A 16,904-nucleotide genomic window follows, 5' to 3' on the forward strand; every position below is an offset into this window, starting at 1 on the left:
AAATGTGATTTTATGTTATTATTCGTTATGAATTCACTTTTACTAACATAAATATTTTTGAGGAGGGATTTCATGTTGCCAATTGAAAGAAGAGAAAAAATGATAGATTGGCTAGAGAAAGAAGGATCATTAAAAGTTTCGACAATTAGTAAGAGACTAGGCGTATCAGAAATGACAGTTTATAGAGATATAAAGCCATTATTGAAACAGGATAAAATCATTAAAACATCTAACGGGATTGCACTCATTCCAAGAAATTTAATGAAAGAGAACCAATGTACTTATTGTTTGAAACCATTGCAAGCAAGATTATCAGTGCAAATCATCAGAGAGAATGATGTGATTGAGCAAACATGTTGTCCTCATTGTGGATTATTACGTTATGAAGATATTAAGGAAGATGTGACACAAATTATTTGTAGAGACTTCTTAAAAGATACGACGATGAGCGCAAAAGCAGCATTGTATTTAATTAATGCTGACCTTGATTTAAATTGCTGCCACCCTCAAGTGATTTGTTTCAATTCTTATAAACATGCCAAACAATTCCAACAAGGGTTTGGCGGAGAAATCTTACCGTTTGAAGAAGCGATAAAAGAAATTGTGAAGCAAATGTCTGGTGGCTGTTGTCATTCGAACTAATTTTATGATTATAGAGTAGGAGAATACAAGATGAAAAAGGGATTTTATAATCGTTTTTGGAGATGGCATTTTTTTGCGGGGATTTTTATTGCTCCCTTACTTATTACATTAACTCTTTCAGGAATTGGTTATTTGTTTTTTCCAGAAGTCGAAAATCAATTATATGATGATTTATTCTTTGGAGATAGTGAAAACAGTGAACAATTAACGATAGACGAAGGAATGGAGAAAGTTGAAAAAGACTTTCATGGCTTTGCTGTTACAAAGATTAGTATCATGGAGGAGCCATATAATACTCGTTTAACTTTAACAGATGAGGCTGGGGAACAAAAGTATGTTTTCCTTGATGAACAAAACCAAATTGTTGGGAGTCAGGATGCAGCCAATACATACTCAAATGTGATGCGTAGCATACATAGCTCCCTATTTGTAGGAGGAACACCGGTCAATTATTTAGTTGAACTAGCGGCCTGTTGGGCCATCTTTCTACTAATCAGTGGGTTGTATATGACTTTTAAAGGGAAGATCTTAACGAGAAAAGCAAATGGTTCTAAGAACTTTCGTAATAAAAAATTACATGCGCTTATAGGTGTAATCATTACCATTCCAATGGTAGTTATTATTTTCACGGGCTTACCGTGGTCTGCGGTTATGGGGAATATAATCTATACAACTGCCAGTAATAATGCACCTGAACTGGAATTAAATCCACCAACATCTGATATTAATGAGATCCCATGGGCGACAAGGCAAGAGGAAACCCCAGCATCTGATGATCCTCATGCCCATCATCACGGAGGATCAGGTCAGAGAGAACATAATGAGTTTATGATTTCAGTAGGGCAACTAATAGATGAAGTGGAAAGTGAAAATATTAGTAAACCTTATTCTATTGTTTACCCTTCTGCTGATGACGGTGTTTATATTGTTTCTAAAGGAAGTAATTCCGGTGTAACGGGTTTGGATGTGAGTCCGTCAGAAGAAATGACTACTTACTTTGACCAATATTCCGGTGAATATATCGCCGCTGTTAATTATGAGGATTATAATCTTTTACAAAAATGGTTTACATGGGGGATTCCATTACATGAAGGTCATTTATTTGGCTGGCCAAATAAGGTTTTAAACTTAGTAGTTTGTCTTGCTTTTCTTTTTGTTATTTTTTGGGGTTTTAAAACATGGCTTTCGCGGAAGAAAAAAGACAAGTTTTCTGCACCACCGAAAAATTTTAAAGGGATATCCATTGGTTTTATAATGTTAATGGTCCTTTTAGGTATACTGATGCCTTTATTTGGTATATCCCTCATTATCGTGGCACTTATTGAATGTATAGTTAGTTTTGTGAAAAAAAATAAAGAATAAGCGATGAAGACATTTTCAGTTTTTATGAAAATGTCTTTTTTTATTTTCAAGAGTCGGATGCTATAAATTTATAAGATAAAGCGTTAATAGAAAAATAGAAAAAACTACTTTCTCCTATTGTCAAAGACAAGAAACAGGTCTATAATGTCTACTATACAAATACAAATGTACTTTCTATAAGAACAATCTGAGGGGGAACGGAAATGGAAGCAATCTCGATCGGTTTATTAGGTTTGGGCACAGTAGGTTCAGGTGTAGTAAAAATCATTGAAAGAAACCAGGATAAGCTTATGCATCAAATTGGATGCCCGGTAAAGGTGAGTAAAATTCTGGTGAGAGAGTTAGATAAAAAGCGAGAGGTAGAAATAAACCCAGAGCTACTTACAGCGAACCCTGATGATATCTTAAAGAACGATAATATAGATGTAGTCATCGAAGTGATGGGTGGACTGGAGAAAACGAAGGATTATCTCCAAGAAGCAATCAATCATCATAAGCATATTGTGACAGCTAATAAGGATTTAATGGCGGTTTATGGGCCGGAATTATTACAATCTGCTTCGGAAAATCAATGTGACTTATTTTATGAAGCAAGTGTAGCTGGTGGTATTCCTATTTTAAGAGGGCTAGTAGATGGTTTAGCATCTGACCGCATTACGAAAATGATGGGCATTGTGAACGGCACGACAAACTTTATTTTGACAAAAATGAGTAAAGAGGGCAGTGCTTACGAAGAGGTTCTAAAAGAGGCACAAGCACTTGGTTATGCAGAAAGTGACCCTACTGCTGATGTAGAAGGATTAGATGCAGCTAGAAAAATGGCCATTCTATCAACATTAGGCTTCTCTATGAATATTGATTTAGATGATGTGAAGGTTAACGGGATTACGGAAATCACGGAAGAAGATTTACAATATGCGAAGCAACTCGGCTATTCAATGAAATTAATTGGGATCGCTCACCGAGAAGGCGAAAAAGTAGAAGTGAGTGTACAACCGACGATGTTAGCAGAAACCCATCCACTTGCGGGTGTGCAAGATGAATATAACGCCGTATATGTGTATGGTGAGGCAGTGGGTGAAACAATGTTTTATGGTCCAGGAGCGGGAAGCTTACCTACAGCAACAGCTGTTGTTTCAGACTTGGTTGCAGTCATGAAGAATATGAGATTAGGAGTTAATGGAAGAAGTGCGGCAGTTCCACAGTTTGAGAAGAAATTAAAAAACGATAATGAAATTTTCGCCAAATACTTCCTGCGCTTACATGTAAGTGATGAAGTCGGTGTTTTCGCTAATATCACAAATATTTTCTCGCAAAGAGGTGTGAGTTTCGAGAAGATTCTACAAGTACCTGTCAAAGAGAAAGAACTAGCTGAAATTGTAGTGGTTACACACCAAGCATCGTTAGAAGACTATGAAAATATTATGCTTCATTTAAGAGACTTAGAGGCAGTAAAAGAGATTAAAAGTTCGTATCGTGTAGAAGGAGGAGCCAAATGATGAGATGGGAAGGCTTATTACAATCATATAAAGAATTTTTACCAATAACTGAAAATACTCCGATGCTTACACTAAATGAAGGCAACACTCCTTTAATTCGGTTAGATAACCTTTCAAGAGATTGGGGAATTGATTTATATGTGAAAACAGAAGGAGCAAACCCAACAGGTTCATTTAAAGACCGCGGTATGGTTATGGCTGTAGCTAAAGCGAAAGAAGCTGGAAGTGAAGCAATTATTTGTGCATCTACAGGTAATACTTCAGCAGCAGCAGCAGCCTATGCAGCGAGATCTGGTCTAAGATGTATTGTCGTGATTCCTGAAGGAAAAATCGCTATGGGAAAATTAGCACAGGCAGTCATGTACGGGGCAGAAGTGGTTTCAATTGAAGGGAATTTTGATCAAGCTTTATCAATGGTTAGAAAAATTAGTGAAACAGAAGCCGTTACATTGGTAAACTCTGTAAACCCTTATCGTCTTGAGGGACAAAAAACAGCAGCATTTGAAATTTGTGATCAGTTAGGTGGGATGGCGCCAGATATTCTTGCCTTACCAGTTGGAAACGCGGGCAATATTAGCGCTTACTGGAAAGGGTTTAAAGAATATCATCAAGCTAAACAAACAGGCCTACCAAAAATGCATGGATTTGAAGCAGAGGGTGCAGCAGCTATTGTTCATAATCGTGTTTTTGAAAACCCTGAAACAGTTGCTACAGCTATCCGTATCGGTAATCCAGCAAGCTGGGATTTAGCTGTGAATGCAGCGAAAGAATCGCAAGGGAAAATTGATGAAGTCAGTGACGAAGAGATTCTTTGTATGTATAGAAAATTAGCTTCATCAGAGGGGATTTTTGCTGAACCGGCATCATGTGCCTCTCTTGCAGGTGTATATAAGCAATTACGTAATGGAGAAATTAAGCATCAAACAAAAGTAGTAGCAGTTTTAACTGGAAATGGATTGAAAGATCCGAATACGGCGATTGATGCGAGTCCTGTTCAACCTGTGAAATTGCCAAATGATGAGCAAGCTGTGGCAGCGCATATAAAGGGAGTTGTCCACGTATGATGGCAGGTGAAGTGCTAGTCATTGAAGTACCTGCTAGTACAGCAAATTTAGGGCCAGGGTTTGATTCCATTGGTTTGGCCCTCAATTTGTATTTGCGACTTGAGGTAACAACCCATGATCAATGGGAAGTCATTCCTCTTTCAGAAGGATTGATGACATTTCCAACAGATGAGCAGAATTACATTATTCAAGTGGCTATGCAAACAGCGAAGAAATACAATCAGGATTGCCCACCTTGTCGATTAACGGTGAGCAGTGATATCCCCATTGCTAGAGGGTTAGGTTCAAGTGCGGCAGCGATTGTGGCTGGAATCGAACTTGCTGATACATTATGTGATTTACGATTAACAAAACAACAAAAGCTCGAATGGGCAACTGAATTAGAAGGACATCCCGATAATGTCGGTGCTTCCCTACTTGGAGGATTGCTAATCGGTAGTCAAGCAGATGATGGTGTAGACGCTTTATCACTATACCACCTTCAAGTTGATTTTGTCGTTTGTATCCCAACATCTGAATTATTAACGAAGAAATCGCGCCAAGTATTGCCAACGGAACTTTCTTATAAACATGCTGTTCACGCAGGGGCAATTGGCAATGTATTTATTGCTTCACTTATTAGTGGGGATTATGAACAAGCAGGTAAAATGATGATGAAAGATCTTTATCATCAACCTTATCGTAAAGAAATTGTACCAGAGCTTGAAGGAGTAGAAAAAGTTGCAATGGCGAATGGAGCACTTGGTGTAGCACTAAGTGGCGCAGGACCGACTATATTATGCTTAGCACGTGATGGGGAAGGACAAAAACTGGCAACGCTCTTGAGTGCAGGTTTGCATGGAATGAAAGTAGTTCCATTGCAAATGGATTTAATCGGTAGTCGTATTTATAAAGAAAATAGTTCAAAAATAAAAAGCGATGTCATGTGACATCGCTTTTTTAATTAAGTAGGCATTAGAAAACTTGTTCTACTTCCACAACACCAGGAACTTCTTCTAAAAGAGCACGTTCAATACCTGCTTTAAGAGTAATTGTAGAACTTGGGCAACTACCACATGCGCCTAAAAGACGTAATTTTACAATCCCGTCTTCTACATCTACTAATTCACAATCTCCTCCATCACGAAGAAGGAACGGTCTTAATTTATCTAGTACTTCTTGGACTTGACCTGTCATTTCTGCTTGTTCTGCCATTTAAAATCGACTCCTTTCATATCTATATTATAATCAAGATAACCATAAAAATCTATGATAAGGAAACATTTACTTATGTCTCTTATTATACTATATTGTAAAATAGAATGAAGAGTGAAATTATTTTTTTTATTGAAAAAGGGGGAAGCATTTCATGGCTGACCAATTAGAGATTATTGTATATGGAGCAGATGTTCTATGTGCAAGCTGTGTGAATTTACCGTCATCTAAAGAGACATACGAATGGCTTGAAGCGGCACTGGCAAGAAAGTTTGAAAACCAAAAATTTAAAGTATCATATGTCGATATATTCAACCCACCATTAGATGAAGAAAAAAAAGCTTTCGCCTCTCGTGTAATTGAAGAAGATATGTTTTATCCCGTAGTTAAAATCAAAGATCAAATTGTTGGAGAAGGTAATCCTAGGTTGAAAGTGATTTATGCGGAGATGGAGAAATACGGATTTACAGCGGTGTAAGTGAAAAAAATGCAACCTCTGACCTCAGATGAATGAGATAGAGGTTGCATTTTTTGTTAAAAAAGCATTTATTCATACATAATCGGTGCACCTGGTCCAAGCTCTATACCAAGTAACATCCACACAATCAACATAAGTGTCCATCCGACTAAGAAGAACATTGAATAAGGAATCATTGTTGATACAAGCGTACCAATTCCCATCTTTTTATCATATTTCTGTGCAAAAGCAATAATAATGGCAAAATACGTCATCAACGGAGAAATGATATTTGTTGATGAATCTGCAATTCTATAGGCCATCTGAGTAAGTTCAGGTGAATAACCTAATTGCATCATAATTGGAACAAATACCGGAGCCATCATTGCCCACTTTGCAGAAGCACTGCCGATAAATATGTTAATAAATGCAGCAATAAGAATAAAGACGATAATTAATGGAATGCCTGTGAGGTTAATGTTTTGTAAGAATTCAGCACCATAAACCCCTAGAACTAATCCTATATTAGATTCATTAAAGTAAGCGACAAATTGTCCCGCTGTAAAAGCTAGTACAATAAACATTCCCATTGACGCCATTGTATCAGAGAGTTGATTTGCCACATCTTTGTCATTTTTAATTTCTCTAGTAACCATGCCATATACTAAACCTGGAATAAAGAAAAGAATCGCAATGATTGGTACTAAAGAACTCATGAATGGAGAGGAGATAATTGGTTGGTCACCAGTACCACGCATTGGAGCGCCTTCTGGTAAAACGAGTAATGCTGCTAAAATAACTCCTACTACAATTGAAACACTTGACCAGATTAACCCCTTCTTTTCGATAGCTGTTAACTTTTCAACTTTTTCCCTGTAGTCGCCTTTATATTCCCCAAGTCGTGGCTCAACAATTTTTTCTGTTACCCATGCTCCTATAACTGTCAATAAAAACACAGAAACAATAATGAACCAATAATTCATGGCAATGCTCATACCTTCTGCATAGACAGGATCTATAATTGCAGCACCTGCAATGGTTAGCTCCCCTAATAATGCATCTGTACCTGAAAGTAAAAGGTTTGCACTAAATCCTCCTGATACCCCGGCAAAGGCTGCAGCTAATCCTGCCAATGGATGTCTACCTACTGCTGCAAAAAGAAGTGCACCAAGTGGCGGTAATACAACATACCCTGCATCGGAAGCGACACTAGACATGATTCCTGCGAATACTAATCCTAGTGTAATAAATCTCTTAGGTACTGATAAGACAAACCCACGTAATAAGGCACTAATGAGTCCCGAGCGCTCAGCAATACCTATTCCTAACATCGTCACTAAAACGACACCCAGAGGGGCAAACCCAATAAAGTTATCTGTCATACTAGAAAATATATATTGGATACCTTCTGCACTTAAAAGGTTAGTAATTTCAACCATTTTTCCTTCTTCGCCCGGATGCTCTACACTAATTCCTAGTTGTGATAGACCAGCAGATAATAGCAAAACAATTAATGACAATATTGCGAATAAAGTGACGGGATGAGGCAATTTGTTACCAATTGTTTCAACACTATCTAATGAACGCTGCAAGTAACCTTTTCTCTTTTTCTTCATTTATATTTTCTCCCTTCTTTCTATTTAGGAAATATTTTGAATATAACCTAACTATTTTGTAAGCGCTTCTTTGCCATTATAAAGGGCAAGTCTATATAAGAAAATAGAAAGTAAAAAAAGTAAGAAAACTGTTATTTTTGTAAAAATTCATATCATTATAAAAGAATTTGGTTTTTATGTAAAAAAACAACCATTATAGCAGGAGAATACTGTGGTGATACTTAATCTTGTCCTGAAGAGAATACCTATTGATAAAAGGATATTTTATGAAATGACCCTTATTGGTTGAAACTTTTGAAAGCTAAATGAGTCTAATTTTTAAAAGTGATAGAAAAAAAGTAAAAAAGGAGAAACGGAATGAAAGGTTTTATTGTCATGTTTTTGTTGCTTATGGGATTGAATTCTTTCGTTTATATGCATTTGTCCTCCGCTTCTTCTGAATATGGAGAAAGATCACAAATAGGGTATCTTCTATTAGATAAGCATATGTTAATTGGTGATGAAGATTTTCAACAGGCAGACCTTAATCTTGATGTAAATCATTTAAAAGAAAAGTACGACATTATCTACTATCTATCATATAAAGCATCTCAGCTTCCAGGGGGTATAAAGAACGGCGATAAAGTGAAAGTAAGCTATAGTGAGATATCTCAAACAAAAATTCCTCAAATCGCTGTAAAAGCTATGGAACTGTATACATCATCTTGTGAAAAAAAGAGTGAACTGGTAGGACATATTTATATAGAAGAAAAAATTTTAATAGAAGATGGAAATTTCCATGCCAAAGACATCCATTTAGATATGGATGAATTACAAGCAAAATACCAAATTGTATTATTACATATAGAGTCACCGCTTCTTCTAGAGGGGATTGTTAGTGGTGATCAAGTAGCTATCGGATATAGTCGCATGCTTGAATCTTATCCACCAAAAGCATTGGTCACCTGTATAGAAAAATTGATTTAAAAACTTATAAGTAAAATAACGATGATTTCAGAGGGAATTATGTAACTTTTGCCGAGCTATCTCCGGATAAAATTGGAATAGATGTACGCCAAAATTCAATTTGTGCAGTTATTATTGGTGAAATGGGTTGAAGGTGGACGATCAGACTACAATTGCGCCGGTCCGGATACTCGTGTTGCTGGTTTTTTTGCTACACCATCTAAAACATTAGGTATCGAGAAATCAATCATTATATCAGCTAGTGGTCAACCCACAGAACAATATTATCTATATTTCAGTAGGACGGCGGATGATTATTGGGATTTAATGGGATCAGGTACATTTAAAAGTACCTATTAATAATTGATGGAGAGTAATATATTTTTATTGCTCTCTATTTTATAAGGAGAGTCATATGTTAATAGATTTTGACTTATTATCATACTTAATAGGTTTTGGTTTTTTAGGAGCAATATTGGCTGCATTAAGGGTTAGACTTAATAAATCTAAAATGTACCTTTTTTTCTTTTCAATTTTCTTTTTTTACATTATAAATGTTGTTAAATTTACGCTTTTTCCTATAATAGTTGGAACATCATTTGCAGAGGAAATGAAAGAAACTACCACTATAGCGAGTAATATAAATCTTATACCCTTTAATTATCAATACATAGAACAAACATTATTAAACATTCTTTTGACTGTGCCATTTGGTTTTGGGTTACCTTATGTAAAGAGGAAAATGAACTTTAAAACAATCGTTGGTTGTGGTTTATTATTTACGTTATTAATAGAAACAGCTCAACTTATTATTTCTTTTATTATTGGATATGCTTATAGAATTATAGATATTAATGATGTTTTAGCCAATCTTTTTGGAGTTATAATAGGTTATATTGCATTTCTTTTATTTTCTAAAATGATACTTTGGATTATTGAAAAATACATACCTAAGAATGAGAAGTTGTCTCCATTTCTGTTGTATATTAATAAAGTTTCAAAAAACGAATCATTTAAATTTAAGGACACTGTTTAAAGTTGATCTTTTTAGGTTTTTTCTGGGATTTAACCTCTAGACAAAGAAGTGTTAGAAACATTGGAAAATACGTTGCAATAAATCATTATCCACCCTCATTTAGAGAGATAGGAACTATGGTTGGTATTGCATCTTCCTCAACTATAAGCGAAAACCTAAATAAAATGGACGAGAATGGCTATGTAAGCCGGGGGAGACCAAGAACATTAAAGGTAAATAAGATCGCCTCGTAAAATAGCTGTCTTAATTTTTGCCTCCTTCAACACTTTCTCCCCATAATTCTTCCACTGTGGTATTCGAGACACTTACATGGTGCACTTGGATATGTGCTTATACAAATTATGCCGGTGCTGTTGAAAGTTTTGAAGGAGATTGGTAGTGGGATATAAAAACCCAACAAAAACCCAACAAAAAAGTACAATCTCTTAAAAGAAATTGTACTTCTGTATTTAAAAGGATTGAAAAACCCTCTTAAATCAATAAATTATAAAACTGTAGATAATCAAGAGTTTGATTAACCGTTATGATATTTATACATCCAAAGAATGCCTGATTTAATAAGACGTGCTACTCGTCCTGTAATTGGACGTTCGGCAACTAAACCAAAGCCATGTTTTTTACCTAGTGAACCCATGATTCCTTTTAGTTTTATCACAGGAAGGGTTTCGGGTAGTTCTTCATTTTTCCAACGTTTTAAAAGGACTTGTACAATTTGTTCTGCTTGTCCTTCAGCTAGTTGCGCACTTGGTGCATGAGGAAGGCTTGCGCAGTCACCTACTACATATACATGCTCGTCATCAGGGATATTGTGATACTTGGTTAATACGACTCTACCCTGTTTGTCTTTTTCAACATCCATCGCACGTACAACATGTGTCGGCTGAATACCTGCAGTCCATACAACGACATCACTTTCAATCCGCTCATCATGATTGTATAGAGCGCCTTCTTCGACTTTAGTGATATTAGAGTTGTTAATGACTTGTACGCTTCGAGAGTTAAACCAGTTTTGTACATATTTACTTAGTCTCTCTGGGAAGGCAGATAAGATGCGATTCCCCCGATCAAACAACTTGACCGTTAAATCAGGTCTGCTTTCATTTAGTTCAGATGCTAACTCGATACCACTGAGACCAGCACCAACAATCGAAACAATGGCACCCGCTGGCAAATTATTCAGCGTTTCATATGTTTTTCGTGACTTGGCAATAGATTGAATACTGTGAGTATATACATCTGCCCCAGGAACATTATGGTATTTATCTTCACAACCAAGCCCAACAATAAGATCGTCATATGAAATGGGCTGTTGATCGTTTAAATGGACCATCTTTTCTTTTGTGTCAATTTTTGTAATATCTCCATATTGAATGTTCAAGCGAGGGTGTTCTGGAAAAGCAACACGTACATGTTGATCGGAAATCGTTCCAGCGGCAAGTGCATAGTATTCTGTTTTTAAACAATGATAAGGTACCCGGTCGACGAGAGTAATCGAAACATCATCCGGCAGTTGATTCGGTAAAAGACGAGCAAGCACTCGCATTCCGCCGTATCCTCCCCCAAGAATAACAAGATTTTTCATTTGCTGATATCCCCTTTATTTTGTCCGTTCTCATACAAGAAGATAATCTGATACAATGGAAAAAACATAAGTGTCCAAATTATCTTAAAAAAATAAATATAACCATCCATATTGCATAATCCCATAAAAAGTATAACGAAATTATCTCTAAATCACAACAGAAAACAAAAGGAAACTTATGCAGATAAGACGGAGTAAAAATATTCTGATATTTATAGTTTCTTCAAAAGAAGGAAAAGGAAGCGAATAAGGAGTTAATATTATGAGGAAGATTGTTGTAGAATTTTGTATAACAAATATGGCCAATGGTTCTCACCATGCCTTTGCAAAGTTAAAAAAAGATTATGATTTAGATGTCATTGAATATGGCTGTTTAGGATATTGTGGAAAGTGCCGGCATTTATTATTCGCTTTAGTTGACAATGACATCATTCATGGGGAAAATGCGGAGGAATTGGTTTATAACATTTATCAACATTTAGATGAAGAATAATGTTCCTTTACTCTTTTGTTGCCATATAATAAGGTATAGGTACGTTAATGAAGGCAGTAAATTTGTGAAACACTGTAAAGAAGTATATACTAAGCCTATAATATAAACTTGGAGGGATTATGATGAATCAAGTTGTTGAGATTACAGAAGCGGCAGCCCTTCACATTAAAGAAATGATGAAACAAAATGAAGAAGAGAACGCCAAATTACGTGTAGCAGTAAAGGGCGGTGGCTGTAGCGGATTATCTTACGGAATGGGCTTTGCTCAAGAAGTAGAAGAAGACGACATTCCTTTTGAATTACATGGCCTTGAAATCGTTGTAAGTAAAGAAGATGCACCGATTCTACAAGGGACAAAAATAGACTATAAAGAATCCATGATGGGTGGCGGTTTCACTATCGACAACCCAAATGCGATTGCCAATTGCGGCTGTGGATCTTCTTTTAGAACCGCAACAAAGGTTGGTACGCCAGAAGAGTGCTAATCTTAGTGAAGAGATCTTTCCTTTATAAAGGGAAGGTCTTTTTTTACTTTGCATGATTATTTGAAGTCAGTAAGTTAATTTTTAATCCACAAGAAGTGTGATTGGTAGGTATTAGCATGTGGAAATGGTCAAAACTTCCTCCGGTTTAATGGTATAAAAAAACCCGGAATCATCCGGGCTTCTTTTAAAACATTGAAGTACTATGTTTAGGTTGTACTCTTGCTTTAGGGTCAATATATGTTTTAGCGTGACTAACTGCGACTGGTGCTTCACCAAACCCACATGCAATTAATTTTACTTTTCCATCGTAAGTACAAATATCTCCAGCAGCATAAACACCTTCAATATTTGTTTCCATTTTTTGGTTTACAACGATAGAGTTCTTCTGAATGTCAAAGCCCCATTCTTTAATTGGACCTAATGAAGAGACAAAACCATAGTTAACAATAACTGCATCGACATCGATAACTTCTTTCTCTTCTTCGCCTACTTTTTCAAGGATTACTTGGCTTACACCGCTTTCATCACCGACTAATTCAGCTGGAATATATGGTGTTTTGATATCAACTTTAGAGTTTTCAAGGTTTTCTACACTATGTTCATGTGCACGGAATTTATCTCTGCGGTGAACGATTGTAACTTTTTCTGCGATAGGTTCAAGCATTAAAGCCCAGTCCACTGCTGAATCGCCTCCACCAAATATAACGACTCTTTTTCCGGCAAAATGATTGAGGTCGTTAATAAAATAATGAAGGTTTTTTCCTTCGTATTCTTTCGCACTTTCCAATTCTAAACGACGGGGTTGGAATGCGCCGTTACCTGCAGTAATAATGACAGATTTTGAAAAGTGGACATCTTTATCTGTCGTAATTTTCAATGTACCATCTGCTAGTTTTTCCAATGTTTGTACAGATTGTTCTAAAGATATAGTCGGATCAAATTTGTCCATCTGTTCAACAAGATTATCTATTAACTCTTGTGCGCGGATTTTCGGAAATCCTGCAACATCGTAGATATATTTTTCTGGATAAAGGGCAGAAAGCTGTCCACCTAGTTGAGGTAAGCTTTCAATAATGTTAACAGATGCTTGTCTCATCCCACCGTAAAAAGCGGTGAATAGCCCAGTTGGACCCCCGCCGATAATCGTGATGTCGTAAATCTTCTGTTCAGTCAAAGTGATTCCCCCTAAGTATATTTATGGTGTTTTAATTAGTTTACCATAATATTAGACTATTCTGTATCATTTGGTGTTGCATGAGGAAAAGATGTACCATCAAATAATCTTTTAAAAATCAGCGTTGACTAGAAAAATACGGTTAAATTTCCTTTAGAAAGGTAAAATGTGAAAGCGGTACCAATGTTGATTTTATAGTATTGATAATCATTATCAAATTAAAAAATCTTAAAATTCTTAAAGTGTCAATTTAGCTTGAAAATAAGATAGAAAAGGAATACTATGTAATAGAAGATATATTTATTAATTTTTTGTGACATTTTTCGAACATTTTTTTGTCCGTATTAGTGAAGAATATCACAATCTTTTATTTTATGAAAAATAGGAGATAAGAAGTACTATAAAATATATTAAAGGTGGAAGTGATACACTTGAAAAAGCCAAAAATCGTTATTTTAGGTGCAGGTTACGGTGGATTAATGACTGCAACTCGTTTGCAGAAACAAATCGGAGCAAATGATGCTGAAATTATTCTTGTGAATAAAAATGATTACCATTATGAAACAACTTGGTTACATGAAGCATCTGCGGGTACATTACATCACGACCGTGTACGTTATGATATAAGTAAGGTAATTGACAACGGTAAAGTTGAGTTTGTAAAAGGCACTGCTGTTGAAATTAAAACAGATGAGAAGAAAGTTCTACTTGAAAAAGGTGAGCTTGAATATGATTATCTAGTAGTTGCACTAGGTGGAGAATCTGAAACATTTGGTATTAAAGGATTGAAAGAATACGCTTTCTCTATCTCTAATATCAATTCTGCACGCCAAATTCGTGAGCATATCGAGTATCAATTTGCTACTTATAATACAGAAGAAGTAAAAGATGATACGCGCCTATCAATCGTTGTTGGTGGTGCTGGTTTCACAGGTATCGAGTTCCTTGGTGAATTAGGTAACCGTATTCCTGAATTATGCAAAGAATATGATGTACCTTTTGAAAAGGTGAAAATTGTATGTGTTGAGGCAGCTCCAATGGTATTACCAGGATTTGATCCTGAATTAGTTGAATATGCTGTTGCTCATCTTGAGAAGAAAGGTGTTCAATTCCGTATTGGCACAGCGATTAAAGAAGGTACACCAGATGGTATTATCGTAGCTAAAGGCGAAGATGATGTAGAAGAAATTAAAGCAGGTACTGTAATCTGGGCTGCTGGTATTCGTGGGAATGCCATTATTGAAAAATCAGGATTCGAAGCCATGCGTGGACGTATAAAAGTGGATGAGAACTTAAGAGCACCTGGACATGACAATATCTTTGTTATTGGTGATAGTTCATTAGTAATTAATGAAGAAATTAATCGCCCTTATCCGCCAACTGCACAAATTGCTATGCAACAAGGTGAATTAGTTGCAAAAAATATTGCTGCACTTATTCAAAATAAAGAACTAGGGACATTTACTTTTGATAACAAAGGTACAGTATGTTCTTTAGGTGAAGATGATGCGATTGGTGTTGTATTTGGTAAAAAAGTGGTTGGTAAAAAGGCTTCATTTATGAAGAAGATGGTTGATAACCGTGCATTATTAATGATCGGTGGCGCTTCATTAGTTGCGAAAAAAGGTAAATTCAACGTTCTTTAATGTGTTAAATATAAGAGGGCAAACGATATGTTTGCTCTTTTTTTTATAGATTAATTCATCTAAGGAGAGATAAAATGGGAAAAGCCGATAGAGGTAAAGTATGGCTTGGGGTTAGTGGTCTTTTAATCAATGAAAAGAATGAATGGTTAGTTGTAAACAAGAAATACGGTGGTTTAAAAGGAAAATGGTCATTACCTGCCGGTTTTGTAGAGCAAGATGAAACAGCAGATGAGGCAATTATTAGAGAAGTGAAGGAAGAAACTGGGCTATCTTGTCGTGTGAAAGAGATGATAGGTCTTCGTACGGGTGTGATTAAAAGGGAAATTAGCGATAATATGGTCATTTTTCTTTTGGAAGCTGATACAAATCAGGCAATTGTAATAGAAGACAAAGAATTAGATGATGTCCAATTTATGGATCCACTGGAACTTATTCATCATCAACCAACTTCAGTCATGATTCAGTATATATGGGAGAACCTCAATCATAACAACAAAACATTAATTGATGACATTAATCCCGGAGATCAATTTGGATACACTGCTTATAAATTATTTTTGTAACCTCGTGATATATTGCATAATTTAAAGCATAAGAAAGATAATAATGCTTGTATGCGTTTACATAAAGGGTTTTTACTGTTTTTTGAACCTTTCCATTTTTGATATTTTTCTGTATTATTTAGTTATTATCAGAAAATTCAATTATTCCAAGGGAGATGAACAACATGGCAGTAAAAAATGAATCTAAAGTTTGTATCTATTGTGCAGGTCAAGGGTATTTCCAACTGATCCTTGGAGGATCGGAAACATGTGCTTGTTGCGGTGGTTCTGGTAAACATGAAAAATAATTCAGCAAATGAATAAAGCAAATGAATAAGATGTAATGATAGCGCTCTAAGTTTTAGAGCGCTTTTAATTTTGTTGAAATACAGCAGAATTATCTCACATGCTATCAAATATCAAAATTTTTAAATAAAATTCTGCTATAATAAAGTTTATTAATTGGCGAAGTTTGTAATGGAGGTTGCAATTTATGCGTATCGTTAAACCTGAGTCTCTGCATCAACAGGCATATCATATAATTAAGAGCGAAATTCTTGAAGGGGTTTATCAACCTTCTGAGAGAATTGTAGAAGCAAAAGCGGCAAGTAAATTAGGCATAAGTAGAGGACCCGTTAGAGAAGCGATTCGAATGCTTATTCAAGATGGTCTTCTTGTATATAATGATGGCTATGTAAAGGTTTATACACCGACGGTTCAAGATGTAGTGGATCTTTTCCAATGTAGAGAAAGTCTAGAAGCTCTTGCGATCAGCTTAGCTATTCATAATATATCAGAGAATGAGAAAGAAAAGTTACAGAAGAATTTAGTAGCTAGTTATCAGGCAAATGAAAAGAAAGATATAATTGAACTCGGTAAGCTCGACCAAGCCTTTCATGATATTATTATTTATGCCTCAAAGAATAAACAGCTAACAGAGCTATTAGAAATGATTCGGGCAAAGATTCATTATATGCGTAGTAATATGGTAAAGGAAAACTTCTATCCTACATTAGTAGAAGAACATGAAAGAATTATAGACTTATTATTTAGCGGTGATGAAAAAGGAGCACAAGAATATATCAGACAGCATATAAAAAAAGGACTTGATGGCGTCCTTATGCATATTGATAAAAGCGTTTCTAAATAAAGATCAGCTACTCTAAG

Annotated in this window: 20 protein-coding genes; 16 read left to right on the forward strand and 4 right to left on the reverse strand. The window is 35.7% G+C overall.

The genetic code is table 11. The features are described 5' to 3' along the window. Positions 1-72: 72 nt before the first annotated feature. The 5 genes from MKX29_RS13710 to thrB all read left to right on the forward strand — a co-directional run bounded on the left by MKX29_RS13710 (position 73) and on the right by thrB (position 5,496). The gene (locus tag MKX29_RS13710; protein WP_251163567.1) at positions 73-642 is read left to right on the forward strand and encodes a DeoR family transcriptional regulator; all 570 of its coding nucleotides are present in this window, start codon (positions 73-75) and stop codon (positions 640-642) included. Positions 643-672: 30 nt separating this feature from the next. Next, positions 673-2,004: a PepSY-associated TM helix domain-containing protein gene (locus tag MKX29_RS13715; RefSeq protein WP_251163566.1), complete on the forward strand. Its 1,332-nt coding sequence runs from the start codon at positions 673-675 to the stop codon at positions 2,002-2,004. A 203-nt stretch (positions 2,005-2,207) separates the two neighbouring features. Beyond that, positions 2,208-3,503: a homoserine dehydrogenase gene (locus tag MKX29_RS13720; protein ID WP_224938070.1), complete on the forward strand. Its 1,296-nt coding sequence runs from the start codon at positions 2,208-2,210 to the stop codon at positions 3,501-3,503. Continuing rightward, positions 3,503-4,567 carry a threonine synthase gene (thrC, locus tag MKX29_RS13725; protein WP_224938118.1) on the forward strand — a complete coding sequence of 355 codons (1,065 nt, stop codon included), beginning with the start codon at positions 3,503-3,505 and terminating at the stop codon, positions 4,565-4,567. Before MKX29_RS13720 ends, thrC begins: the two co-directional genes overlap by 1 nt. Continuing rightward, positions 4,564-5,496 carry a homoserine kinase gene (gene thrB / locus MKX29_RS13730; RefSeq protein ID WP_224938069.1) on the forward strand — a complete coding sequence of 311 codons (933 nt, stop codon included), beginning with the start codon at positions 4,564-4,566 and terminating at the stop codon, positions 5,494-5,496. Before thrC ends, thrB begins: the two co-directional genes overlap by 4 nt. A gap of 25 nt (positions 5,497-5,521) precedes the next feature. On the opposite strand, the gene MKX29_RS13735 is transcribed toward thrB, so the two are convergent. Continuing rightward, a complete protein-coding gene (locus MKX29_RS13735; protein WP_095372024.1) occupies positions 5,522-5,761 on the reverse strand; it encodes a NifU family protein in 240 nt (79 codons plus the stop codon). A gap of 154 nt (positions 5,762-5,915) precedes the next feature. On the opposite strand from MKX29_RS13735, the gene MKX29_RS13740 reads away from it, so the two are divergent. Further along, the gene (locus MKX29_RS13740; RefSeq protein WP_095372025.1) at positions 5,916-6,239 is read left to right on the forward strand and encodes a YuzD family protein; all 324 of its coding nucleotides are present in this window, start codon (positions 5,916-5,918) and stop codon (positions 6,237-6,239) included. Positions 6,240-6,307: 68 nt separating this feature from the next. On the opposite strand, the gene MKX29_RS13745 is transcribed toward MKX29_RS13740, so the two are convergent. Further along, positions 6,308-7,834: an AbgT family transporter gene (locus tag MKX29_RS13745; RefSeq protein ID WP_224938068.1), complete on the reverse strand. Its 1,527-nt coding sequence runs from the start codon at positions 7,832-7,834 to the stop codon at positions 6,308-6,310. 357 nt (positions 7,835-8,191) lie between these two features. On the opposite strand from MKX29_RS13745, the gene MKX29_RS13750 reads away from it, so the two are divergent. From MKX29_RS13750 to MKX29_RS24510, 4 genes are all read left to right on the forward strand, one after another. After that, positions 8,192-8,800, forward strand: coding sequence for a hypothetical protein (locus tag MKX29_RS13750; protein ID WP_224938067.1), 609 nt, complete (start codon positions 8,192-8,194; stop codon positions 8,798-8,800). A gap of 81 nt (positions 8,801-8,881) precedes the next feature. Beyond that, positions 8,882-9,139 carry a hypothetical protein gene (locus MKX29_RS13755; protein WP_341106076.1) on the forward strand — a complete coding sequence of 86 codons (258 nt, stop codon included), beginning with the start codon at positions 8,882-8,884 and terminating at the stop codon, positions 9,137-9,139. A 55-nt stretch (positions 9,140-9,194) separates the two neighbouring features. Continuing rightward, positions 9,195-9,815, forward strand: coding sequence for a VanZ family protein (locus tag MKX29_RS13760; protein ID WP_224938065.1), 621 nt, complete (start codon positions 9,195-9,197; stop codon positions 9,813-9,815). A 2-nt stretch (positions 9,816-9,817) separates the two neighbouring features. Continuing rightward, positions 9,818-10,048, forward strand: coding sequence for a LexA family protein (locus MKX29_RS24510; RefSeq protein ID WP_224938064.1), 231 nt, complete (start codon positions 9,818-9,820; stop codon positions 10,046-10,048). Between the two features lie 281 nt (positions 10,049-10,329). Here MKX29_RS24510 and MKX29_RS13765 read toward each other — a convergent pair whose 3' ends face one another. Continuing rightward, on the reverse strand, positions 10,330-11,397 hold the full coding sequence (locus MKX29_RS13765; protein WP_095372031.1) for an NAD(P)/FAD-dependent oxidoreductase: 1,068 nt from the start codon (positions 11,395-11,397) through the stop codon (positions 10,330-10,332). A 262-nt stretch (positions 11,398-11,659) separates the two neighbouring features. Between MKX29_RS13765 and MKX29_RS13770 the strand changes: the two genes are divergently transcribed. Together MKX29_RS13770 and MKX29_RS13775 are read left to right on the forward strand one after the other, a co-directional pair. Then, a complete protein-coding gene (locus MKX29_RS13770; protein WP_224938063.1) occupies positions 11,660-11,890 on the forward strand; it encodes a DUF1450 domain-containing protein in 231 nt (76 codons plus the stop codon). Between the two features lie 122 nt (positions 11,891-12,012). Beyond that, on the forward strand, positions 12,013-12,375 hold the full coding sequence (locus MKX29_RS13775; protein WP_191817221.1) for a HesB/IscA family protein: 363 nt from the start codon (positions 12,013-12,015) through the stop codon (positions 12,373-12,375). Between the two features lie 184 nt (positions 12,376-12,559). On the opposite strand, the gene MKX29_RS13780 is transcribed toward MKX29_RS13775, so the two are convergent. Further along, positions 12,560-13,549 carry an NAD(P)/FAD-dependent oxidoreductase gene (locus MKX29_RS13780; RefSeq protein WP_218971962.1) on the reverse strand — a complete coding sequence of 330 codons (990 nt, stop codon included), beginning with the start codon at positions 13,547-13,549 and terminating at the stop codon, positions 12,560-12,562. Positions 13,550-13,980: 431 nt separating this feature from the next. Between MKX29_RS13780 and MKX29_RS13785 the strand changes: the two genes are divergently transcribed. The 4 genes from MKX29_RS13785 to MKX29_RS13800 all read left to right on the forward strand — a co-directional run bounded on the left by MKX29_RS13785 (position 13,981) and on the right by MKX29_RS13800 (position 16,887). Continuing rightward, positions 13,981-15,195, forward strand: coding sequence for an NAD(P)/FAD-dependent oxidoreductase (locus MKX29_RS13785; protein ID WP_251163656.1), 1,215 nt, complete (start codon positions 13,981-13,983; stop codon positions 15,193-15,195). A 74-nt stretch (positions 15,196-15,269) separates the two neighbouring features. After that, complete coding sequence (locus MKX29_RS13790) at positions 15,270-15,758, forward strand: NUDIX hydrolase (protein ID WP_341106080.1); 489 nt, start codon at positions 15,270-15,272, stop codon at positions 15,756-15,758. Between the two features lie 164 nt (positions 15,759-15,922). After that, entirely contained in the window at positions 15,923-16,045 is a 123-nt protein-coding gene (locus MKX29_RS13795) for a YuiA family protein (RefSeq protein WP_224938011.1), read from the forward strand. Positions 16,046-16,230: 185 nt separating this feature from the next. Further along, entirely contained in the window at positions 16,231-16,887 is a 657-nt protein-coding gene (locus MKX29_RS13800; RefSeq protein ID WP_224938010.1) for a GntR family transcriptional regulator, read from the forward strand. The last annotated feature ends 17 nt before the right edge of the window (positions 16,888-16,904 follow it).

The organism is Cytobacillus sp. FSL R7-0696 (assembly GCF_038006865.1).
GTDB lineage: Bacteria > Bacillota > Bacilli > Bacillales > Cytobacillaceae > Cytobacillus > Cytobacillus kochii.